The sequence below is a fragment of the Aeromonas sp. MaB10011B genome, from assembly GCF_017939325.1.
In the GTDB taxonomy this organism is placed as follows: domain Bacteria; phylum Pseudomonadota; class Gammaproteobacteria; order Enterobacterales; family Aeromonadaceae; genus Aeromonas; species Aeromonas caviae.
The window spans coordinates 1-22436 of sequence record NZ_JAGKRK010000024.1 but is presented as its reverse complement, the minus strand read 5'-3'; the positions used below and the strand labels follow the sequence as shown (position 1 = coordinate 22436).

General features: G+C 63.9%; 24 protein-coding genes. 13 read left to right on the top strand and 11 right to left on the bottom strand.

Annotated features, from left to right (window positions below):
- Positions 1-15 precede the first annotated feature (15 nt).
- From rsmB to J9893_RS09070, 3 genes are all read left to right on the top strand, one after another.
- Positions 16-1308, top strand: a complete 1293-nt coding sequence (gene rsmB, locus J9893_RS09080) for a 16S rRNA (cytosine(967)-C(5))-methyltransferase RsmB (protein ID WP_210600038.1) — start codon at positions 16-18, stop codon at positions 1306-1308.
- Positions 1309-1382: 74 nt separating this feature from the next.
- Complete coding sequence (gene trkA, locus J9893_RS09075; protein ID WP_010672504.1) at positions 1383-2759, top strand: Trk system potassium transporter TrkA; 1377 nt, start codon at positions 1383-1385, stop codon at positions 2757-2759.
- A gap of 93 nt (positions 2760-2852) precedes the next feature.
- Positions 2853-4295, top strand: a complete 1443-nt coding sequence (locus J9893_RS09070) for a TrkH family potassium uptake protein (RefSeq protein ID WP_010672503.1) — start codon at positions 2853-2855, stop codon at positions 4293-4295.
- Positions 4296-4377: 82 nt separating this feature from the next.
- Here J9893_RS09070 and rmuC read toward each other — a convergent pair whose 3' ends face one another.
- Together rmuC and J9893_RS09060 are read right to left on the bottom strand one after the other, a co-directional pair.
- A complete protein-coding gene (gene rmuC / locus J9893_RS09065; RefSeq protein ID WP_045522434.1) occupies positions 4378-5709 on the bottom strand; it encodes a DNA recombination protein RmuC in 1332 nt (443 codons plus the stop codon).
- Positions 5706-5921: a hypothetical protein gene (locus tag J9893_RS09060; protein ID WP_010672501.1), complete on the bottom strand. Its 216-nt coding sequence runs from the start codon at positions 5919-5921 to the stop codon at positions 5706-5708. Before J9893_RS09060 ends, rmuC begins: the two co-directional genes overlap by 4 nt.
- Positions 5922-6058: 137 nt before the next feature.
- Between J9893_RS09060 and J9893_RS09055 the strand changes: the two genes are divergently transcribed.
- Complete coding sequence (locus J9893_RS09055) at positions 6059-6571, top strand: ferredoxin-type protein NapF (RefSeq protein WP_010672500.1); 513 nt, start codon at positions 6059-6061, stop codon at positions 6569-6571.
- Between the two features lie 52 nt (positions 6572-6623).
- On the opposite strand, the gene J9893_RS09050 is transcribed toward J9893_RS09055, so the two are convergent.
- The 6 genes from J9893_RS09050 to J9893_RS09025 form a co-directional block, all read right to left on the bottom strand.
- Positions 6624-7076: an Rrf2 family transcriptional regulator gene (locus J9893_RS09050; RefSeq protein ID WP_010672499.1), complete on the bottom strand. Its 453-nt coding sequence runs from the start codon at positions 7074-7076 to the stop codon at positions 6624-6626.
- 275 nt (positions 7077-7351) lie between these two features.
- On the bottom strand, positions 7352-8191 hold the full coding sequence (locus J9893_RS09045) for a PfkB family carbohydrate kinase (protein ID WP_104452044.1): 840 nt from the start codon (positions 8189-8191) through the stop codon (positions 7352-7354).
- Positions 8192-8251: 60 nt separating this feature from the next.
- Positions 8252-9223, bottom strand: a complete 972-nt coding sequence (locus J9893_RS09040) for a LysR substrate-binding domain-containing protein (RefSeq protein WP_210538367.1) — start codon at positions 9221-9223, stop codon at positions 8252-8254.
- Positions 9224-9376: 153 nt separating this feature from the next.
- Positions 9377-10105: a glutamine amidotransferase gene (locus tag J9893_RS09035; RefSeq protein ID WP_201891023.1), complete on the bottom strand. Its 729-nt coding sequence runs from the start codon at positions 10103-10105 to the stop codon at positions 9377-9379.
- Between the two features lie 83 nt (positions 10106-10188).
- Positions 10189-11685, bottom strand: a complete 1497-nt coding sequence (locus J9893_RS09030) for a CoA-acylating methylmalonate-semialdehyde dehydrogenase (protein ID WP_041212151.1) — start codon at positions 11683-11685, stop codon at positions 10189-10191.
- A 98-nt stretch (positions 11686-11783) separates the two neighbouring features.
- The gene (locus tag J9893_RS09025) at positions 11784-13112 is read right to left on the bottom strand and encodes an aspartate aminotransferase family protein (RefSeq protein WP_039039525.1); all 1329 of its coding nucleotides are present in this window, start codon (positions 13110-13112) and stop codon (positions 11784-11786) included.
- Positions 13113-13283: 171 nt separating this feature from the next.
- On the opposite strand from J9893_RS09025, the gene J9893_RS09020 reads away from it, so the two are divergent.
- The 6 genes from J9893_RS09020 to J9893_RS08995 all read left to right on the top strand — a co-directional run bounded on the left by J9893_RS09020 (position 13284) and on the right by J9893_RS08995 (position 18475).
- Positions 13284-13826, top strand: coding sequence for a cupin domain-containing protein (locus tag J9893_RS09020; protein WP_010672493.1), 543 nt, complete (start codon positions 13284-13286; stop codon positions 13824-13826).
- Positions 13827-14077: 251 nt separating this feature from the next.
- Positions 14078-15574 (top strand): aldehyde dehydrogenase, encoded by a 1497-nt coding sequence (locus J9893_RS09015; protein WP_210600037.1) that lies wholly within the window; start codon positions 14078-14080, stop codon positions 15572-15574.
- A gap of 124 nt (positions 15575-15698) precedes the next feature.
- A complete protein-coding gene (locus J9893_RS09010; RefSeq protein WP_010672491.1) occupies positions 15699-15872 on the top strand; it encodes a hypothetical protein in 174 nt (57 codons plus the stop codon).
- A 122-nt stretch (positions 15873-15994) separates the two neighbouring features.
- Positions 15995-16891, top strand: a complete 897-nt coding sequence (gene rarD / locus J9893_RS09005) for an EamA family transporter RarD (RefSeq protein ID WP_069784318.1) — start codon at positions 15995-15997, stop codon at positions 16889-16891.
- A 56-nt stretch (positions 16892-16947) separates the two neighbouring features.
- Positions 16948-17751 carry an AraC family transcriptional regulator gene (locus J9893_RS09000; protein WP_161470139.1) on the top strand — a complete coding sequence of 268 codons (804 nt, stop codon included), beginning with the start codon at positions 16948-16950 and terminating at the stop codon, positions 17749-17751.
- A gap of 85 nt (positions 17752-17836) precedes the next feature.
- Complete coding sequence (locus tag J9893_RS08995; protein ID WP_201891020.1) at positions 17837-18475, top strand: LysE family transporter; 639 nt, start codon at positions 17837-17839, stop codon at positions 18473-18475.
- 53 nt (positions 18476-18528) lie between these two features.
- On the opposite strand, the gene J9893_RS08990 is transcribed toward J9893_RS08995, so the two are convergent.
- A complete protein-coding gene (locus J9893_RS08990) occupies positions 18529-19194 on the bottom strand; it encodes a chromophore lyase CpcT/CpeT (RefSeq protein WP_201891019.1) in 666 nt (221 codons plus the stop codon).
- 198 nt (positions 19195-19392) lie between these two features.
- Between J9893_RS08990 and J9893_RS08985 the strand changes: the two genes are divergently transcribed.
- Both J9893_RS08985 and J9893_RS08980 read left to right on the top strand, forming a co-directional pair.
- Positions 19393-19836, top strand: coding sequence for an SRPBCC family protein (locus J9893_RS08985; protein ID WP_201891018.1), 444 nt, complete (start codon positions 19393-19395; stop codon positions 19834-19836).
- Between the two features lie 127 nt (positions 19837-19963).
- Positions 19964-20620, top strand: coding sequence for a DUF3313 domain-containing protein (locus J9893_RS08980; protein WP_210600036.1), 657 nt, complete (start codon positions 19964-19966; stop codon positions 20618-20620).
- A 59-nt stretch (positions 20621-20679) separates the two neighbouring features.
- On the opposite strand, the gene J9893_RS08975 is transcribed toward J9893_RS08980, so the two are convergent.
- A complete protein-coding gene (locus J9893_RS08975; RefSeq protein WP_210600035.1) occupies positions 20680-21180 on the bottom strand; it encodes a DUF1993 domain-containing protein in 501 nt (166 codons plus the stop codon).
- A gap of 290 nt (positions 21181-21470) precedes the next feature.
- On the opposite strand from J9893_RS08975, the gene ydfZ reads away from it, so the two are divergent.
- Positions 21471-21668, top strand: a complete 198-nt coding sequence (gene ydfZ, locus J9893_RS08970; protein WP_039039534.1) for a putative selenium delivery protein YdfZ — start codon at positions 21471-21473, stop codon at positions 21666-21668.
- 105 nt (positions 21669-21773) lie between these two features.
- Here the strand turns inward: ydfZ and J9893_RS08965 are convergent, their stop codons facing one another.
- Positions 21774-22115 (bottom strand): SH3 domain-containing protein, encoded by a 342-nt coding sequence (locus tag J9893_RS08965; protein WP_210600034.1) that lies wholly within the window; start codon positions 22113-22115, stop codon positions 21774-21776.
- Between the last annotated feature and the right edge of the window lie 321 nt (positions 22116-22436).

The following is a 22436-nucleotide window of genomic DNA, read 5'->3' as shown; positions in this document are numbered from 1 at the left end:
ATCTAAGGTAACGCTATGAAAACACGCGCACAGGCTGCTCTCGTCATTCAACAGGTGCTGGATCAGGGTCAATCTCTCTCCGCCGTTCTGCCTGCTGCCCAGGAGAAGGTCGCCCCTCGCGATCGCGCCCTCCTGCAAGAACTCTGCTACGGCACCCTGCGCTGGCTGCCCCGCCTCGATGCGGCGGTCAGCGAGATGATGGACAAGCCGCTCAAGAACAAGAGCCGCATCTTCCACTACCTCATCCTGGTCGGCCTCTACCAGCTCATCTATACCCGCATTCCGGCTCACGCCGCCGTGGCCGAGACCGTCAACGCCGTCAAGCTGCTCAAGGGTTCTTCCCTGCGCGGCCTCATCAACGGCGTACTGCGCAACTTCCAGCGCAGCGCCGAAGTGATCCTGCTGCGCATCGACCGCGTCCCCAGCGTCCGCCTCGGCCACCCCGAATGGCTCACCAAGCGCCTGCGTCAGGCCTATCCCGATGACTGGGAGTTCATCATGGAGGCCAACAACCAGCGCCCGCCCATGTGGATCCGCAACAACAGCCAGCGCCAGAGCCGCGAGGCCATGCTGGCCCGCATGAGCGAGGCGGGCATCCCGGCCATGGCCGGTGTGGAAGGGGAAGATTGCATCCTGCTGGAGCACCCCTGCGACGTGACCAAGCTGCCCGGCTTCGAGCAGGGTGACTGCTCGGTGCAGGACGGTGCCGCCCAGCAGGCCGCCGCCCTGCTCGATCCCCAGCCGGGCGAGTGGGTGCTGGACGCCTGCGCCGCCCCCGGCGGCAAAACCGCCCACCTGCTGGAACGCCAGCCGGCCCTTGCCGGCGTGGTTGCCGTCGACGCCGATGACAACCGCCTCAAGCGGGTGCAGGAGAACCTGGATCGCATCGGCCTTCAGGCCCAAGTGATCCACGGTGATGCCAGCACGCCGGAGCTGTGGTGGCCACAGGGGCAGTTCGACCGCATCCTGCTGGATGCCCCCTGCTCCGCCACCGGCGTTATCCGTCGTCACCCCGACATCAAGTGGTTGCGCCGGGATCAGGACATCCGCGAGCTGGCCGAGCTGCAACGCCGCATTCTCGATGCCCTCTGGGGCAAGCTGAAGCAGGACGGCACCCTGCTCTACGCCACCTGCTCCGTGTTGCCGGAAGAGAACCGAGAGCAGATCCGCGCCTTCCTGGCCGATACCCCGGATGCCCGCCTGGTGCCGTTGCATGCAGAAGACACCCCGGCCTGTCCGGGTCTCCAGTTCCTGCCCGGCGAGGCGGAGATGGACGGCTTCTACTATGCCAAGCTCATCAAGCTGTAGGCCAAACCGGCGGATGGCAGGCCCGGTGACGGGCCGCCTCATTACGAAGCAACAACCTTGAGTAAGATGGCCTTATGAAAATCATCATTCTGGGCGCAGGTCAGGTGGGTGGCACCCTGGCCGAGAATCTCGCCGGCGAGAACAACGACATCACCATCGTCGACACCGATAGCGAGCGCCTGCGCGAACTGCAGGACAAATTCGACCTGCGGGTGGTGAACGGCCACGGCGCCCATCCCAGGGTGCTGCGCGAAGCCGGCGCCCAGGATGCCGACATGCTGGTCGCCGTCACCAACAGTGACGAGACCAACATGGTCGCCTGCCAGGTCGCCTACTCCCTGTTCAACACCCCGAACAAGGTGGCGCGCATTCGGTCTCCCGCCTATCTGGTGGAGCGGGATCGCCTGTTCCTGCCCGAATCCGTCCCCGTGGATCACCTGATCGCCCCCGAGCAGTTGGTGACTGACTACGTGCGTCGCCTGATCGAGTATCCGGGGGCGTTGCAGGTGGTGGATTTTGCCGACGGCAAGGTGGGCCTGGTGGCGGTCAAGGCCTATTACGGCGGCCCCCTGGTGGGCAATGCGCTCTCCACTCTGCGAGAACACATGCCCAACATCGAAACCCGGGTCGCCGCCATCTTCCGCCAGGGGCGCTCCATCCGCCCCCAGGGCACCACCATCATCGAAGCCGATGACGAGGTGTTCTTCGTGGCCGCGGCGGGCCATATCCGCGCCGTGATGTCGGAGCTGCAACGCCTCGAGAGCCCCTACCGGCGCATCATGATCGTCGGCGGCGGCAATATCGGCGCCGGCCTCGCCCGCCAGCTAGAGAAGCGCTACAGCGTCAAGCTCATCGAGCGCAACCAGAAGCGGGCGGAGCAGCTCTCCGAGCATCTGGAACACACCATCGTCTTCTGCGGCGATGCGGCGGATCAGGAGCTGCTGGCGGAGGAGCACATCGACCAGATCGACGTCTTCATCGCGGTGACCAACGAGGATGAGGCCAACATCATGTCGGCCCTGCTCGCCAAGAAGATGGGGGCCAAGAAGACCATGGTGCTGATCCAGCGCGGCGCCTACGTGGACCTGGTACAGGGTGGCTCCATCGACATCGCCATCTCCCCCCAGCAGGCCACCATCTCGGCCCTGCTGACCCATGTGCGCCGTGCCGACATCGCCAACGTCTACAGCCTGCGCCGCGGGGCGGCCGAAGCCATCGAGGCGATCGCCCACGGGGACGAGAACACCTCCAAGGTGGTGGGCAAGACGGTGGGCGAGCTCAAGCTGCCCCCGGGCACCACCATAGGCGCAGTGGTGCGCGGTGATGAGGTGCTGATCGCCCACGATCGTACCCAGATACAGCAGGATGACCACGTGGTGATGTTCCTGGTGGACAAAAAGTACATCCCGGAAGTGGAGCGTCTGTTCCAGCCCAGTCCCTTCTTCCTGTAAGCCGGCCATGTCTCTGGCAACGGTATCCGGACCCGGCCCCTTTTCTCAGGAAAGGTCCGGGTCTTTTTTCAATCAACGACCAGGTTTTCTTGCATGATCAAGCTGCATCCCATCGTCTTCACGCTCGGGCTGGTGCTCTCCAAGCTGGCGCTCTTCATGTGGCTGCCCACCCTGCTGGCCCTGCTGACCGGTTCGGAAGGTTTCGTCGAATTTCTCAAGTCGGTCTTGATCACCCATGGTGCCGCTCTGCTCTGCCTCCATTACGGTCGCAAGGCAGAGTTTCACCTCGGCGTGCGGGAGATGTTCCTGCTCACCACCTCGGTCTGGGTGGTCGCCTGCGTCTTCGGGGCCCTGCCCTTCGTCTTCATCACCCATATCGACTTTGCCGACGCCTACTTCGAGACCATGTCGGGGGTCACCACCACGGGATCCACCGTGCTGTCGGGGCTGGACGGCATGGCCCACAGCATCCTGCTGTGGCGATCCATCCTGCAGTGGCTGGGCGGGGTCGGCTTCATCGTGATGGCGGTGGCGGTGCTGCCCTACCTCAACGTCGGTGGCATGAAGCTGTTCCAGACCGAGAGCTCCGATTGGTCCGACAAGAGCGCCCCCCGCGCCAAAACGGTGGCCAACAACATAGTGCTGGTCTATCTGGTGCTCTCCATGCTCTGCTTCCTCGCCTACTGGGTGAGTGGCATGAACCTGTTCGAAGCGGTCAACCACGCCATGACGACCCTCAGCACCGGCGGCTACTCCACCTCCGATCAATCCATGTCCCACTTCTCCCACGCGGCGCACTGGATAGGCACCCTCTTCATGTTCCTCGGTGGCCTGCCCTTCCTGCTCTATGTGCAGGCTCTCTCCCGCCGTGACAACAGCCTGTTCAAGGATGCCCAGGTGCAGGGCTTCTTCTGGCTGATCGTCTGGGTGACCCTGGTCGTCACCTTCTATCTCTGGGTGAGAGACATCTACGGCTTCATGGATGCCTTGCGCATCAGCAGCTTCAATATCGTCTCCGTGCTCACCACCACGGGTTTCGGACTCGGCGACTTCGGCACCTGGGGCCCGCTCACCACCATTATCTTCATCATCCTGCTGGCACTCGGCGCCTGCTCCGGCTCCACCTCGGGCGGGCTCAAGATCTTCCGGGTCCAGGTGGCCTTCGCCCTGTTCAAGAAACAGATGCGCCAGCTGATGCACCCCTCCGCCGTGTTTCCCCAGAAGTACAACGGCCGTCCGGTCAACGACGCCATCATCCGCTCCCTGATCTCCTTCGTGCTGGTCTACTTCGCCATCATCCTGCTCATCGCCGCCCTGCTCGCCGCCATCGGGCTGGACCCCCTGACCGCCATCTCGGGCTCCATCACCGCCGTGGCCAACGTGGGCCCGGGCATGGGGCCTGTCATCGGTCCCAGCACCAACTTCGCCAGCCTGCCGGATGCGGCCAAGTGGATACTGTCGTTCGGCATGCTGCTGGGACGCCTCGAGATCCTGACGGTGGCGGTGCTCTTCTTCCCCTCCTTCTGGAAGCAATAAGCAGCCGTCCAGGCTGTTGCATGAAACGAAAAGGGCAGCCAATGGCTGCCCTTTTCGTTGTCCCGGCGAATGACGACTCCCCTCAGTCCGCCGACTCCTCCCGCTCCAGCGCCCTGTCCACCAGCGCGTCCGGCAAGGGCTTGGTCACCTCGACCCCCAGCTCGCGAAAGCGCTCGGCCTGGGCGATCAGGTTGCCACGACCGTTGACCAGCCGGCCCATCGCCTTGTCGTAGCTCTCCTGCGCCTTGTGCAGGCTGCCCCCCATCTGCTGCATCTCCTCCACGAACAGCCGCAGCTTCTCGTAGAGGCGGCCGGCCCGCTCCGCTATCTGGCGCGAGTTCTGGTTCTGCCGCTCGTAGCGCCACAGGTTCTCTATGGTGCGCAGCGCCACCATCAGGTTGGTGGGGCTCACCAGCAGGATGTTGTGTTCCAGCCCGTAGCGCACCAGGGAAGGGTCCGCTTCCAGGGCAGCGAGGAAGGCAGGCTCCACCGCCACGAACATCAGCACATAGTCCAGGGTGCGCACCCCGGGCAACTGCTGGTAATCCTTGCGGCCCAGCTCGCGGATATGGTTGCGCACCGAGGCGACGTGCTCCTTGAGCGCCACCGCCTTCTCCAGATCGTCAGCGGCGTTGTACCAGCGCTCATAGGCGGTCAGCGACACCTTGGCGTCGATGATGATGTCCTTCTCCTGGGGCAGGTGGACGATGACGTCGGGCTGGTAGCGCTTGCCCTTGTCCACCTCGATGTTGACCTGGGTGTGGTACTCATGCCCCTCGCGCAGGCCGCACTCGGAGAGGATCCGCGCCAGCACCACCTCCCCCCAGTTGCCCTGCTGCTTGCTGTCGCCCTTGAGGGCCCGGGTCAGCGCCGCCGCCTCTTCGGTCATGCGGGCGTTGAGCTCGGCAAGGCGCTCCAGCTCGAACTTGAGGTTGTGGCGCTGGGCCGTCTCCTGGGCGTGGGTCTCTCCCACCTGGCGGCGAAAGCCCTCCAACTGCTCTTTGAGTGGAGTCAGCAGGAGATCCATGCTGTTCTGATTCAGTTCGCGGAAGTTTCCAGCATTTTGTTCAAAGATACGATTGGCGAGGTTCTCGAACTGTTGGCCGAGGCGCTGCTCAGCCTCTTGCTGCAACTGCAGCTTCTCGGCGCTGGCGATGCGTTCGCTGCGCAGAGTCGCCTCGGCCTCCTTGAGGCGGGCGGTGAGCTTGAGCAGCAGGGTCTGCTGCTGATCCAGCTTCTGCTGAGCCAGCATCTTCTCGTCCTGCAGCGCGTCCCAGCGATCCTGCAACCCCTGATAACGCTCCTCCAGCAGCAGCGCCTCTTCACGGCCGCTGCGCCGCCCCCACCACCAGCCGAACAGCAGCGCCAGCCCGCCAGCCAGCATGGCAGGCCACCAGGTCAGCAGCGGGGTCATCGGCGCCCCCGCTGGCGCAAGAAGAGTTCGAGATAGCGGTTGAGCAGCAACCAGATCAGCACATAGAGCAGATAGGCCGCCAGCACCACCCACTTGTGGCTGTTGACCCCGGTATCCAGTTCACTGAACTCGATACCCTTGAGATGGCAGTAGGCCCACATCAGCAGGGGGAAGACATAGAGCAGAGAAGCACGCCACAGAAATAGCCACATGAGTTCATTCAATCCCGCAAAAAGACCCGCCTAGCTTACACAAGGGCAACCCGGCTTGCGATCCTGCCCGCCGCTATTCTCTGGCTTGCCGGCCCAAAACTGGATAAAATTAACCCCTAATAGGTATAGAGGTGGGCATGACGCATTTTTTCTGTCGCTGGCTGGCACACGCATGGGGGAGCCCCCGCAGACCCGAGGTGGTCTGCCATGAGGCACGCCCGCCCTGGGCCATCGACGAGTCCCAGTTCCTCACCCTCTGCACCCGTTGTGGCGACTGCTTCAAGGCGTGTCCCAACGGCCTCATCAAGCCCGCCGATCGCCCCGAATATGACGGCAGCCCCATCGCCGGTACCCCAGTGCTGGATCTCGCCTGTGGCCAGTGCAGCTATTGCGGCAGCTGCGCCAGAGCCTGCCCCACGGGCGCACTGGATCTCTGCCTCGGCCGCCAGGTGCAGACCCGGGTCAGGATAGAGGCGAGCTGCCAGGCCCGTCAGGGCTACTACTGCCTGCTGTGCGAAGATGCCTGCCCCCAGCAGGCGATCAAGGTCGGCAGCGAGGGAGTGACCGTCAACATGGCCGCCTGCGATGGCTGCGGCGCCTGTGGCCTCGCCTGTCTGCACGGAGCCATCACCCTTGTGCCCCAACTCTGACCGCTGGCAATGACAGAGGGGCCCGCAGGCCCCTCTGTCATTCACCGTGGCATCATGCCATGGTCAGAATATTATCCTGCTCTATGCCGAGAAGGTGGCACAGACGAGTGGGATCCCGCACCGCATCCGCTAAAGTGTACTCCCCCAGTACCTCGAGGAAGGCGTGCATGGCGCGGCGCAGAATGCCCTGGATGCGGCAGCCCCCGGAGAGACGGCAGTTTTCGCGCTTGCAGTCCACCGGGCAGAGCACGTGCTCCATGTCCATCACCACATCGCGCAGGTTGATGGAGACGGCGGCACGGCCGAGGCGGATGCCCCCATGCTTGCCACGCACCGTCTCGATGTAACCTTTGATGCCGAGCTGATGCACTATCTTGACCACGTGATTGCGGGAGATGGCGAAGGTGTCGGCCACTTCCGTGATGGTCGACAGGCGATCACCGGGCTGGATGGCCAGGAAGGTCAGGGTACGCAGGGCGTAGTCGGTAAATCGTGTCAGTTGCATGGTCGCACTTGCCTCTTACTACAAGCCAGAAATCAGGACGACAGCCGGTGGCCAAAGAGGGGGTCTGCACATGCGTGCGCACGGGATGGGCTTCTTCGACCGAGTCGTGAAGTCACAAGGGTAAGAGCAGCCCGGGCGGGTGTCGACGAAGATGTACATAAATCGACACTTTCTTTGATTGATCGCAAACTTGCCGCCTCAGCGAGGGGTTTTGGCGGTTTCCGTCGACAAACCCCCACCTCCTCTGCCATCGCCGGAGCCGTTGTCCGGCGAGTTCAGTGGGGCTGTTTCAGCCAGTTGCGCAGCGCCTGGGAGGGGATGGAGCTCTCGGAGGCCACCGCGAAGGCGCCCCAGTCCACGGCGCACTGCAACGCATCGGCCATGGCCATGCCCCGCGCAAGACCGTGGATGAGGCCGCCCGCGAAGGCATCCCCCGCCCCCGTGGTATCCACCACGGAGACCGGTCGCGCCGCCACCCTGACCTGCTCCTCCCCGTGAATGGCCACGGCGCCCGCCTTGCCCTCGGTCAGCACCAGCCATTCGAGCTGATCCCCCGCGAGCTGGCGGGCATGCTGCCAGGGGTCGCTCACCTCGCCGAGATCGGTGCGGGAGGCCACCAGCACGTGGCAAGGGCGGCGGGCCTGCCCCCCCTTGGGATATTGGGCCACCACGAAACTCTTGGCGAGCATCTGGCGCATGTAGCCCACGATGGCGGTACCCGGATAGTTCACATAGAGGCAGTCCACCCCTTCGGTCGGCAGATCCCCCGGCAGATCCGGACGACGTGGGCGCCTGAGGATGGTGCGCTCACCGGTGGCGTCCACCAGCACCAGCAGCTCGCCGGTCTCGCCGCCAAAGCGTTCCACATGGCTGCAATCCAGGCCGTATGAGGCCGCCTGCTCCAGCAGCCAGTCACCGGTGTCGTCCAGCCCGACCCGGGAGGCGATGATCACCTCGTGCCCCGCCCACACCAGTCCGATGCCGGTATTGGCGGCGCCGCCGCCGAGTCTGCGCCCCTGATCCACGTATTGCAGCCGCGCCCCCGCCACCAGGGGTTCGGCCAGGGAGAGCACATGATCACAGTTGAGATTGGCGAGCAGCAGGATGCGGGACATGGAAACCTCGGCGGGAGGAGGCCGGCACCCCGGGGTGCCGGCACAGAAACGGAAGCGGGATCAGTAGACGGGCAGCTCCACCCCTGACAGCAGCTCGTCGATGCGCGCCTGGGTCGGCTGCTGCATCACGTTTTGGATCATCTCCTTGGTGAGATGGGGGGAGAAGGAGCTGATGAAGTCATACATGTAGTTCTGCAAGAGGATGCTCTTGCTGAAGCAGATCTGGGCTGGGCAGGGCTCGAACAGGTGCTCCAGATTGATGGCCACGAGGCTGGGGGCATCGCTATCGTTGGCAACCAGGGAGGAGATGATGCCGATGCCAAAGCCTAGCTCCACGTAGCGCTTGATGACGCCGGCATCCATCACCGTCATGTAGTAGTTGGGGGTGAGGCCGGCCGCCTGGAACACCTTGTCCTGCACCTGACGCCCGGTGGCGCCGCTCTCGTAGCTCAGGATGGGATACTGGCAGAGCTGCTCCAGGGTCGGCTTCTTCACCTTGGCCAGGGGGTGCTCCTGGGGCACCACCAGGGAGAGGGTCCAGAGGTAGGCGGGCAGCGCGATCAGCTCCTTGTCGAAGCCTATCTCGTGGGCCACGATGGAAAAATCCGAGTATCCCTTGCTGATCTGCTCCTTGGTGGCGGACATCACAGGATGCAGGTGGAACGAGATCTTGGGGTACTTTTTGGTGAAGTAGGTGACGCTTTTCGGCAGCAGGTAGCGGGCGATGGTGTGGGTGGTGTGGATGTTGAGGGTGCCCACGGTCGGATCCAGGTATTCCCGGGAGATGGCCTTGATCTTGCTCTCGATATTGAGCATGGCCTCGGCACACTTGATGATCTCCTCCCCCACCGGGGTGATCCGGTGCAGGTGCTTGCCGCGGCGCTCGAAGATGCGCACCCCCAGCTCGCTCTCCAGCAAGCCGATCTGCTTGCTCACCCCAGGCTGGCTGGTATAGAGCGCATCGGAGGCAACGGAGACGTTGAGATTGTGGTCCCGCACCGCGATCAGATACTTCAACTGCTGTAGTTTCAAGGTTGCCCCCTCACAGACTGACGCGGCGCTCGTCGATGGACTAGGCCGCCAAAAATGGCGGCCAGTGTATCATCCGGACTGGGCATATCGCCGCTTGATCCTTCATTTTGCTACAAAATCTAGCATCAGCGCGGTGGATATGACAAACGGGGTTCAGCGCACGTCGGCCCCGATCGGCAGGATGCCGAGGAACTGCAGCAGCCACTGCATCATGGTGGCGGAATCCACCTCCCCTTCCAGGGAAGAGAGACTGCTCTGGTAATGTGCATCGGGCAGCCTGTCCCGTCGCCGCTCGATCAGGGCCCGGTTGTACGCCACCGAGAATTCCGGGTGCCCCTGGATGGCGACGATGTGATCCCCCTGCAGGAACATGAAGTTGGGGCAGAAGTCGTTGCCCGCGAGCAGGGTCGCCCCCGGCGGAAGCTGCTCCACCTGATCCTGGTGGCTTGCCAGGATGCGGATGGTGTCCAGCCCCGGCGCCATCCAGGGTTTTGTCATCTGCATGGCATGGACAGACACCCCCAGCCCCCACCCCTTGGTGGACTTCATTACCTCCCCTCCCAGCGCCTGGGCGATCACCTGATGGCCGAAGCAGACCCCGGCCAGCTTGACGTTGGCATCGTGGGCCCGGCGGATCCAGTCGCGCAGCGCCAGGATCCAGGGGATGTCGCTGTAGGCATCGTGGCGCGAGCCGGTGATGAGCCAGGCATCGCATTCGGTCAGATCCGGGGGCAGATCGCCGTCGAGGGCGGACCAGACCCGAAATTCCAGCTCGGGGGCCAACGCCCGGAAACCCTTGATAAACATCTCGGAGTAAACGGGACCAAAATCCCCCACCAAATCGGGGTCCAGCCGGTCACAATCGAGAATACCCAGTCGCATCTGTTACTCCTTGACAGAAGCGCCCCCGCAGACCGGCGGCCTGCGGAGGCAAGAGATTAAAGCCATGGCAGCGAGCCGGTGGCTCACTTCATGGTCGGCATGGAGAACTCGGCGCCGGCGCGCAGGCTCTGGGGCCAGCGGGCGGTCACCGTCTTCATCCGGGTGTAGAAGCGCACCCCATCCGGCCCGTGCATGTTGAGCGGCCCGAAGATGGACCGTTTCCAGCCACCGAAGCTGTGAAACGCCATGGGCACCGGAATGGGAACGTTCACCCCTACCATACCGACCTGAACCCGCGTGGTGAAGTCCCTTGCGGTATCTCCGTCACCGGTGAAGATGGCGGTGCCATTGCCATACTCGTGTTCGTTGATGAGGCGCAGGGCCGTCTCGTAGTCCGGGGACCGCACGATGGCGAGCACGGGGCCGAAGATCTCCTCCCGGTAGATGCGCATCTCGGGGCCGACCCGATCGAACAGGCTGCCCCCGATGAAGTAGCCCTCGCCATGGCTCAGGCCCCGGCCATCCACCACCAGCTCGGCCCCCTCGGCCACTCCCTGATCCACGTAGCCGCGCACCTTGGCCAGGTGTTCCCGGCTGATGAGGGGCCCCATCTCGTTCTCCGGACTCTGACCGAGGCCGGGGCCGACCCGCAGGGCCGCCACCAGGGGAGAGAGCTTCGCCACCAGGGCATCGGCGGTCTCGTCACCCACCACCACGGCCACCGAGATCGCCATGCAACGCTCGCCCGCCGCGCCATAGGCGGCCCCCATCAGGGCGGAAACCGCCTGATCCAGATTGGCATCCGGCATGACCACCATGTGGTTCTTGGCGCCGCCCAGGGCCTGCACCCGCTTGCCGTGGGCCGAGGCGGTGGCATAGATGTACTGGGCGATGGGGGTGGAGCCGACAAACGACACGGCACCGACCCTCGGGTCGGTCAGCAGCACGTCCACCACCTCCTTGTCGCCGTTGACCACGTTGAGCACCCCGTCCGGCAGGCCCGCCTGCTTGAGCAGTTCGGCCATGCGCAGAGAGAGGGACGGATCCTTCTCCGAGGGCTTGAGGATGAAGGTGTTGCCGCAGGCCAGGGCCACCGGGAACATCCAGAGCGGCACCATGGCAGGGAAGTTGAACGGGGTGATGCCGGCGCAGACCCCCACCGGCTGCATCATGGAGTGACTGTCCACCCCGCGGCCCACGTTGAGAGAGTGCTCCCCCTTGAGCAGGTGGGGAATACCGCAGGCAAACTCCACCACCTCCAGCCCCCGGGTCAGCTCCCCCTGGGCGTCGGAGAAGACCTTGCCGTGCTCGCGGCTGATGAGCTGGGCCAGCTCGTCCCTGTGCTGCTCCATCAGCTCCTTGAAGCGGAACAGCACCCGGGCCCGCACCAGCGGCGGGGTCTGGGACCACTCCCCAAAGGCGCGCTCGGCGCAGGCAATCGCCTCGGCACACTCATCGGCCGTGCTGAGAACGACGGAGCCTTGCTGCTGGCCGGTGGCCGGATTGAAGATGGCACCGAAACGCTCGCTGCGACTCTCGGTCGTCTCGCCGTCGATGAAGTTGTCGATCCTGTAACTCATAAATCCTCCGTGATGGGTCATCCGTCCTCCCCTCGCCGCGCCGGGGCAGCACAGGGGGATGACGCCCGGGACGAGCGCCATCCTGTGTGATGTGGGGGTCAGTCCTGGGCCTGCAGGGCGTCCTGCAGCAGGGTGAAGAGATCGTCGATCTGGCTGCGCTCGATGATGAGGGGCGGCGACAGGGCGATGATGTCTCCCGTCACCCGGATCAGCGCCCCCTTCTCGAAGCAGCGCACGAACACCTCGTAGGCCCGCTTGCCCGGCGCATCGGGCATGGGTTCGAGCTCGATGCCCGCCACCAGGCCGTAGTTGCGCACGTCCTTCACGTGCTTGCAGCCCTTGAGGGAATGGGCCGCCTCCTCCCAGTAGCCCGCCAGCTCGGCCGCCCGGGTCAGCAGATTTTCGTTGCGATAGATCTCGAGGGTCGCCAAACCCGCCGCCGCGGCCACCGGGTGGCCGGAGTAGGTGTAGCCGTGGAACAGCTCGATGGCCCCCTTGCCCGCCGCCATCATGTCGTCATAGATATGGTTTTGCACCAGCACGGCCCCCATGGGGATGGCGCCGTTGGTGAGCCCCTTGGCGCAAGTGATCATATCGGGGATGACGTCGAACTCCTGGGCGGCGAAGGGGGAGCCGAGGCGGCCGAAACCGGTGATCACCTCGTCAAAAATCAGCAGGATGCCATGTTTGGTACAGATCTCCCGCAGCCGCTTGAGATAGCCCTTGGGGGGCATGATGACCCCGGTGCTGCCGGCGATGGGCTCGACGATGACCGCCGCGATGTTGCTGGCGTCGTGCAGGAAGACAATCTTCTCCAGTTCATCGGCCAGGGTGAGGTCTTCTGCTGGCAATCCCTTGGTGAACGCATTTTTCCCTATGTTGAGGGTGTGGGGCAGATGATCCACCCCGGTCAGCAGGGAGCCGAACCACTTGCGGTTGCCGGGAATGCCCCCCACCGAGATGCCGCCAAAACCCACCCCGTGGTAGCCGCGCTCGCGGCCGATGAGCCGGGTACGGGTCCCCTGGCCACGAGCCCGCTGCCAGGCCAGCGCAATCTTGAGCGCGGTGTCCACGGACTCCGATCCGGAGTTGGTATAGAAGACGTGACCGAATCCCTTGGGGGCGATCTCCACCAGCCGGTTGGCCAGCTCGAACGGCAGGGGGTGGCCCATCTGGAAGGTGGGGGCAAAATCGAGGTGGGAGATCTGCTGGGAGACCGCCTCGGCGATCTCGCGCCGACCATGGCCTGCGTTGCAACACCAGAGTCCGGCAGTGCCATCCAGTATCTTGCGGCCATCCTCTGAGTGATAATACATCCCCTCTGCCGACTTCAGGATGCGCGGCGCCGCCTTGAACTGCTGGTTGGCGGTGAACGGCATCCAGAATGCGGACATGTCGGGGGTATTGATGTCGCTGACAGGTTTCATGGTCACCTCATCCTTAAGGCGTTTAGTAACACCCGGCTCATGCCTATTAAATTAAACACCTGAATCCATAAAAAAGGGCTTTTATCGCCCGGCTTGGTGTCACCCCTCAGGGGTGGTATAAGATATTTAACACAATTTTAATAATAGTAAACAGTCAAGGAGTGTCTATCGATGGATATCGGTCACCGCCTCAAGGCGGTTCGCACCAAGGCGGCCCTCTCCCAGCGCGAGCTGGCAAAACGCTCCGGTGTGACCAACGGCTTTATCTCCCAGATCGAGAAAAATCAGGTGAGCCCCTCGGTGGCCTCCCTGCGCAAGGTGCTGGAAGGCATCCCCATGTCATTGGCCAGCTTCTTCACCGACGAGACGGAGATGGATTCCGAGGTGATCTTCCGTGCGGACGACATGCCGGATCTCGGCACCCACCCCATCAGCTACCGTCTGGTGGGTCACAGCCGCGCCAACCGCGCCATCGGCATGATGCAGGAGATACTGCCTCCGGGCGCCGACACCGGTGACGACATGCTGAGTCACGAAGGGGAAGAGTGCGGCATCGTCATCCGGGGTCAGGTGGAAGTCACGGTAGGCGAGCAGGTTCACCTGCTGGCACCGGGGGATGGCTACTACTTCGACAGCCGCACTCCCCACCGTTTTCGCAACGTGGGGGATCAGGAGTGCGTGCTGATCTCGGCCAACACGCCCGCCAGCTTCTGACGGGCCTTCTCCCGGAACAGCCCGCCGGGATCCGCCCCTGCCCGGCTCGGGGATCAGGCCCGCGACACGGGCTCCCGCCCCGCCGCACGGCCCCCGACACCACAAGCCAGGGCGCCCGGTTTGCCCCGCCGTTGGCCCGGGTTGTTCGGGGTCAGTGTTTAATGAATTGTTACAAGATGGATTTACAAGCGGCGGGATGTTTAGCATATTGATACGCGGAGACTGACTTTCTGCCGGTTCAAGGAGTGAACATGAGTGACCTGACCCTGGCCCAGTGGCAACACAAGGCCGCCCATCTGACCCTGCCCTCGCAAGCCTTTATCGACGGCACCTACAGGGATGCCGTCAACGGCGCCACCTTCGATTGCATCAATCCGGCCAACGGCCAACTGCTGACCAAGGTCGCCTCCTGCGACGCCGCCGATGCCGAGCTGGCGGTCAAGGCGGCCCGTGCCGCCTTCGACGACAAGCGCTGGTGCGGCCTCTCTCCCAAGCAGCGCAAGCTCATCATGCAGCGCTTCGCCGAGCTGATGCGCCTGAACCTGGTGGAGCTGGCACTGCTGGAGTCGCTGGATATGGGCAAGCCCATCGGCGACGCCATGGGGTATGACGCCCCCGCCGCCGCGAACTGCATCGCCTGGAACGCCGAGGCGATAGACAAGATCTACGATCAGGTCGCCCCGGTGGAAGAGTCCGCCCTGGCCCTGGTGACCCGCGAGCCCCTCGGTGTCGTGGCTGCCATCGTGCCCTGGAACTTCCCCCTGGTGATGGCCTGCTGGAAGCTGGGCCCGGCGCTCGCCACCGGCAACTCGGTGATCCTCAAACCCTCCGAGAAATCCCCCCTCACCGCCCTGCGCATCGCGGGTCTGGCGAAGGAGGCGGGCATCCCCGACGGCGTGTTCAACGTGCTGCCGGGCTTTGGTCACACCGTGGGCGAGGCGCTGGCCATGCACATGGACGTCGACTGCATCACCTTCACCGGCTCCACCAAGATCGGCAAGCACCTGGTGCAGTGCTCCGGGAAATCCAATCTGAAACGCGCCTTTATGGAGTGCGGCGGCAAGAGCCCCAACATCGTGCTGGCGGATGCACCGGATCTGGACGCCGCCGCCCGCAGCGCCGTCGGCGCCATCTTCTACAACCAGGGGGAAGTGTGCACCGCCGCCTCCCGCCTGCTGGTGCAAAACAGCATCAAGCCCCAGTTCATGGAGCGGCTGCTGGCCCACGCCCGCGAATGGATCTCGGCCAACCCGCTCGACCCCACCACCCGCATCGGCGCCATGGTGGACCACATCCAGATGGAGCAGGTCCTCAACTACATCGCCATCGGCCAGCAGGAGGGCGCCAAGCTGCTGCTGGGGGGCAAGCGCACCCAGCCCGAGGAGGGCGGCTACTACATCGAACCCACCATCTTTGACGATGTGACCCCGACGATGCGCATCTTCCGCGAGGAGATCTTCGGCCCCGTGCTGGCGGTGACCGGCTTCGACACCCTGGAAGAGGCCATCGCCCTTGGCAACGACACCGACTACGGCCTGGCGGCCGCCATCTGGACGGCGGATCTCAACCTGGCGGTGAAAGGGTCGCGCGCCCTGCGCGCCGGCACCGTCTTCGTCAACAACTGGGATGGCGGCGACATGACCATGCCGTTTGGCGGCTTCAAGCAGTCCGGCAACGGGCGCGACAAGTCCCTGCACGCCCTGGAGAAGTACACCGAGCTGAAAAGCACCTGGATCCAGCTCGAATAACGTCATAAATGACGCTTATCAACAAAACAGGGGGAGAAATCCCCCTTTCTCATTTTTACTCTTTTATCCCCTCGCTCAATCGATATAATCGTCAAATAGCAAGCCATTAAATTTAAAGATAAAAATGCTGTTTTTTCTGGGAAGTGTACTGTTTCTGGTGGTGGGACTGCCGCTGTTGTTCTTCGTGCTGGGTCAGGGGGAAGCCTATGTCACCTGGGGCCCCTGGATCTCCGCCATCGCCCTCATGCTGTGGCTGCTGATGGACGTGGAGAAGATCCGCCGCGGGGGCGGTCGCTGAAGTCGCTCCTGCTGTTAAAATCCCGTCAGACCCATTTATTGTCTTCTTTCCCTGCAAAAGGATCGCTACACTGACTTTTTGCGATGTTTCCCGACATCCGCACTCCAGTGAAGGTTATCCGCATGCAACAACAGATCCAGCGCCAGGGCGTCCTCTATGCCCTCGGCGCCTACACCCTTTGGGGCCTGGCACCCATCTACTTCAAGTCCCTCTCCGCCGTGCCGGCCGCCGAGATCCTGACCCACCGCATGATCTGGTCCTGCGCCCTGCTGATGGTGCTGGTGCTGCTCGGACGCCAGTGGCACAAGGTGCAGGCGGTGCTGCGCCATCCCAAGGTGCTGCTCACTCTGGCCTTCACCTCCGTCACCGTCGGCGGCAACTGGCTGCTGTTCATCTGGGCCATCAACAACGGCCACATGCTGGATGCGAGCCTGGGCTACTACATCAACCCCCTGTTCAACGTGCTGCTCGGCATGGTGTTTCTGAGCGAGAAGCTGCGCCGCCTGCAGTGGTGGGCGGTAGGGCTCGCCTTTGTCGGTGTCGCCGTCCAGCTCATCGCCTTCGGCTCCCTGCCCTGGATAGCCCTGGTGCTGGCCTCGAGCTTCGCCATCTACGGCCTCATTCGCAAGAAACTGGCCCTGGACGCCCTCACCGGCCTGCTCATCGAGACCCTGATCATGCTGCCGCCAGCCGCCTTCTATCTGTGGGGCATCGCCGACAGCCCCACCAGCCACCTCACCCAGAATGACTGGCACCTGAACCTGCTGCTCATCGCCGCGGGCGCCGTCACCACGGCCCCCCTGCTCTGCTTCACCGCAGCGGCCACCCGGCTCAAGCTCTCCACCCTGGGCTTCTTCCAGTACATAGGCCCCAGCCTGATGTTCATCCTGGCGGTGACCCTTTATGGCGAGGCGCTGGCGCTGGACAAGATGATCACCTTTGGCTGCATCTGGAGCGCCCTGGTGCTGTTCAGCCTGGATGGCCTGCGCAGCGGCAAGCGGCGCCAGGAGGTCGGCTGAGGCGCCGGCGCAATAATCTACAAGCCAAGGGGCCGCTTTCGGGGTATCAATAGGGGATGAACGCACCCCAATCCCGCATCCACTACTGGCAATCCCGGCTGCTGCCGGGGGTTGAACTCTCCCACTCCCACCACAGGGAGTTCAGCTATGGCCGTCACGTGCATCTGGACTACCACATCGGTCTGGTGCAGCGGGGCGGCCAGAAGTTCATCCACAAGGGGAACAGCCACCACCTGGTGCGCGGCGAACTCTCCACCGTCAACCCGGACGAGATGCACGACGGCCTCAGCCTGCTGCCGGAAGGGTACGAGGTGCGGGTCTTCTCCATCGCCCCCGAGCAGCTGGCCCGCTGGCTGCCGGAACACCCCGAGCCCTTTTTCCACCAGGGATTGCAGAGCCGCCCCGACCTCTATCAGGGCTTTGCCCGACTGCACATGCACCTGGACGGCCCTGCCCCCGACGGCCTGCTGGCGGAGAGCCAGTTGCTGGCCCTGCTGGGCGAACTGTTCCGGCTCGCCCCCGAGCGCCACGCCCTGGCGGATCCCCAGCTCAGGTTCCTGCGCGACCATCTGCTGGCCCGGCTGGACGAGCGCCACACCCTGGAGGATCTGGCCGCCCTGTTCGGGCTGGATCGCTTCGCCTTCCTCCGTCAGTTCAAGAAGAAGACCGGCATGACCCCCTATGCCTGGCTCAAGCGGCTGCGCCTCGAACAGGGCAAGCGCCTGCTCGGCAGCGGTCTGCCGGTGAGCGAAGTGGCACTGGCGGTGGGCTTCTTCGATCAGAGCCACTTCCACCACGGTTTTCGTCAGGCCTTCGGGCTCACCCCGGCGGAGTATCGCCAGCAGATGCTGCCCGCCTGAATCACCGCCGCTGCAATCTTTTACAATCTCCCGTCCCCCGTCCTGCCCCATGCTGTCACCTCCATACCGCTATCGGAGGTCTTTTATGTTCACCAGCCTGTTTCTGACCCTGGGTCTCGTCCACCTCGTCGCCCTGGCGAGCCCGGGCCCGGATTTCGCACTCATCCTGCGCACCAGCCTGCACAGGCCCACCGCCCTCGGAGCGGCCCTTGGCATCGCCCTCGCCATCCTGCTCCACGCCACCCTCAGTCTCACCGGCATCAGCCTGCTGATCGCAAGCCAGCCCTGGCTCTTTCTCGCCGTGAAACTGGTGGGTGCCCTCTATCTGGGCTGGCTGGGCTGGGGGGCGCTGAAAGCGGCCTGGCAGGGAAGCGGGGATCTGGCGCTGCGCGCCGGGGGCGAGCGGCCGGGCTGGCGCAAGGGGGTGAAGAGCGGGCTGGCCACCAATCTGCTCAACCCCAAGGCGATGCTGTTCTTCATGGGACTGCTGGCCGCCATGGTGACGCCCCAGGTGGATGGCCTGACCCGGGGATTGCTGATCCTGGAGCTGTTCCTGCTCTCCCTCGTCTGGTTCAGCGCCCTGGCCTGGAGCCTCTCCACTCCCCGCGCCCAGCACCTGCTCGGCCGCATCCAGCGCCCGCTCAACCTGATGACGGGCCTGCTGTTTGGCGCGGTCAGCCTCTCCATCCTGGTGGATCTGCAAGGGTACTGGCCGGCGGCCTGACCGGCACGTTCTTTATGGCGGCAAGCAGGGAGGGGCCTTGACGGACGGCGTGACTACTCCCCGCGCCGCATCCCCTTGCGCAGGTAGACGTAACCCTCCCCCGGGCTGCCCCAGCGCTGATGGGCGCCGTTGTCATAGGCCCTGTCCAGCAGCCGGACACTGTCCGGGCCGATCCAGAGGTACTGCACCAGGGTGGTGGCACCGCCAAAATCGGTGGCGCAATGCCCGACCCGGGTCTGTCCCTTGTACTCCCCACCCGGCTGGCGGGTCAGCCAGATCTCGCACCCTTCGCGCAGGGAGAGTTGCTGCGGGGTGAGGGAGTCAAGCAGCTCGGGCCGACGCCAGGCGCCGGCAAAATCCGTGGCCCTCGGCATGGTCAGTTCGGCCATCAGGATGCGGCCATCGGGCAGGGAGGAGAAGCGGTAGATGCGCTGGCGAAACGGTCGCTGCGCCCGCTCGGTCAGAAACTGCTCCGCATAGACCCAGCGGAAGGGGCCTTCCCCGGGCCAGATCTCCACCAGCCGCAGCTCGGCGCTGGTGAAGCGGGCATCGAAGGTGGCCTGCTCCTGGCTGGAAAACTCCCCCGAGAACCAGGAGAGCAGGGGCTCCAGCCTCCCCTGCGTGGCATGGGGGCCGGGGGCCGTCACGAAGGGGACGGGCGCCGCCCAGATCAGGCTGGCGTAAAACAGCCCCAGCAGGGCCACCATCAGCTGTGTCATCGAATCCTTCCGAGTCGCTTGCATGGCGGCGATTATATGAGCGAACGGTGACAATAACCTCTATCTTGATCAACTCCTTGAAGAGAAAACGAAAAATCCTCTCTGCAGGCGAAAGGAGGCGACGCACCCCCGCAGGCCACGGGGATGACGGCTATCCTTGCTGCGACCCGTCCCTGTTGCCACCAAGAGGAGCCTCCCATGAACACAGTCACTCTGCACCGCGTACTCAAGGCCCCGCCACAGCGGGTATACCAGGCCTTTATCGAGCCGGACGCCCTGGCCAAATGGCTGCCCCCCCATGGCTTCACCTGCAAGGTGGCGGCGCTGGATGCCAGGGTCGGCGGCCAGTTCAGGATGTCGTTCACCCACTTCGCCAGCGGCCACACCCACGCCTTCGGCGGCGAGTATCTCGCGCTGGAGCCGGTCAAGCGCATCCGCTACACCGACCGCTTCGACGACCCCAACCTGCCGGGGGAGATGCAGGTCACCATCACCCTCACCCAGGTGCTGTGCGGCACCGATCTCGCCATCGAACAGGCGGGTATCCCGGCGCTCATTCCGGTGGAGATGTGCTACCTCGGCTGGCAGGAGTCCCTGATGCAGCTCGCCACCCTGGTAGAGCCCGAGATCCCCGCCGAGTGACCCGACACGGGGGCTCCCCCGGTGGCCCGCGCACAGATACCCCTTGTGAGAGAGGGGCCTGATCAGGTATCTCTGTGGGCAGGGCGGGCTGCGTTCTTGCAGCGACCATCCACCGCCAGGAGCCCCCATGAAACGAGTCTTGATGATGACCATGGCCGCCGCCCTGCTGGGCGGGTGCGCCGTGAAGAACCAGGTCACCCACAGCCTGCAGGCGATCCCGCTCACGGCCTTCCAGCAAAGCGAGAGCAACCCCAATCAGCGCATCTACAAGGAGCCCGGCGTGGATCTTCGCCAGTACCACGCAGTGCTGCTCGACCCCTTGCAATTCATCCGCCAGGAGAACGGCCAGTGGTATCTGCTGACCGCCAACGAGCAGAACGAGATCGGCCGCTACTACCACGCCACCTTCCAGCGGGAGCTGATGAGCCACGGCGTCAAGATTGCTACCGAACCCGGCCCCGGCGTGATGCGGGTGCAGGCGGCCATCACCAACTTCGACCTGACCCGGCCCGACCCCAAGCTGCGGGATCTGCTGCCCGCCAAGATCGCCATCAACGTCACCCGCGAAGTGATAGGCAAGGAGCCCTATCTGCTCAAGGTGGGCAGCATGGCCCAGTTGCTCGACGCCCAGAGCGGCAAGCTGCTGGTGCGGGTGATGGACGCTCGCGAGAGCCCGGACACCACCCACAAGGATTCCCCCATCACCGCCCTGGAGATGGAGAAGATGATCGATCAGTGGGCCGCAAGTCGCGCCAAACAACTGGCCGACAATCTGGGGCGCTGAGCCGGGCCGAAAACGACAAAGCCTGCCAGGGGCAGGCTTTGTCGTCGCTGAAGCGCGGCTTATTGCAGGTTCAGGCCGCCCAGGTAATCCTTCTTGCCGAGATCCACCCCGGCCTGGCGCAGCAGGGCATAGGTCATGGTGAGGTGGAAGTAGAAGTTCGGGATGCCGTACTCGTGGACGCAGCTGTGGCCGTCCATCCCCTTGCCACCGGCCCAGTAGGGATAGTAGTGACCGCTCGCATACTGGCTGAAATCGGCGTCCAGCTTGCCTTGCAGGTAGGCGAGGGTCTTGGCCACGTGGGCGCGCAGATCCGCCATGGTCTTGGGATCATCCCCCAGCACCGGCGGCTCGCTCAGGCTGGCGGTGGCCACCACGGCGCGGGCGCTGTCGCAGCAGATCAGCACCTGCTTGCTCAGGGGCAGCATGTCGACGATGAGGCGCTCATTGAAGAAGTTCTCCACGTTGAATTTCTTCGCCTCGGCGTGGGCCTCGGCCTTGGCCAGACACTGGTCCAGGTTGGTCAGCATCTTGATGAACTGGGCGGCAATTTCACGATTCATAATGCACTCTCGGTTGGTTGAAGGCAGTAAAACGAGCGGCTCCACTATAGCGCATCCCCCTTGCAGTTCGAGCCCGAGGGGATGAAAAGCGAGGGCGTCCTCCTTGCCCTGCGACAGGCAGTGGCGATCACCGGCGGGCAGCGAGGCCAGAGCGCCATACCCCGTCGCCGCACCGAGTCCCTCTTTCCCCTTTTATTGATCTGTGACAGGCATCTCGTTTTTCGAGGGGCGTAGTCTGGAGCCCGTTGCCCCGGCACGGGCCGGGGCACCCATCCCACAAGGAGAATGCCATGAAGATCTACGATCGAAACCGCAATGTGCTGACCCTGGGCCAACGGGTGATGATTGCCGCCACCGGCGCGGTCGACACCCTCAAAGAGGCGCACACCGACAACCTGACCCCCTATCAGGCCGAGCATGAGAAGTGCGTGCTGCTGACGAACAGCCAGGAGCGCTACGCCCCCATCGAGTTGATTAGACTAGGCTGATCCCGTTTTCCGTCACCCTACTCTTTACAATTCACCCGGCCGCACGCCATGTCGCTGGCCGGGTTTCTCTCTCCGCTCTCTACTTCTTCTTCGAGCCGCTGCACCTTATGAGGGCGAGGCGATGCAGCTTGCCGGTATCCAGCCTGATTGCCCCGCTTCGTTGTGAACCCAGAGCCAGCCTGCCAGCTCCCGATCCACTCGAACCCGCTCCCCCGCCGCCACGTCCAGCTCCCGGGCGGTATAGTCCTGGCGCGCCTGCGCCTCCTCCGTGCCGATCGGGGTCAGCAGGAACAGGGGCGCCCACCCCTCGTTGCCGTCTGCGGTAAAGGTGCGCACCCAGCCCGGGAACTCGTCGTCCTCGTGGCCGATGCGCACCCGCTCTCCGGCCCGAAAGGCGATGGGATTGGGGTAGCAGGTGTGGTGCGCCGTGGTGATCAACGCCAGCATTGTCTCGTCCTCCGACAGGTTCTGTTTGATGACGCCCCGAGTCATACCACAACCCGGGCCCCGTTGCGTCAACCGGGCTCACACCCTCTGGCAGAGGGCGATCTCCCCCGGGGCGGGCCGACGACCCTGATCCCCACGATTCATTACTGTCAGTGAATTTTCATATCATTCGAGTGTGTACAGATCTAGTTATCACCTGACACCGGCCTCAAACCGGTGTCTTGTTTACGCTACTTTAGTGCGCACTTCCTTCGGTATCAATTTCAGACCCTTCTTGAACATGCTGTAGGGGGTCTGACCCTCCATCATCCTGCCCTGATG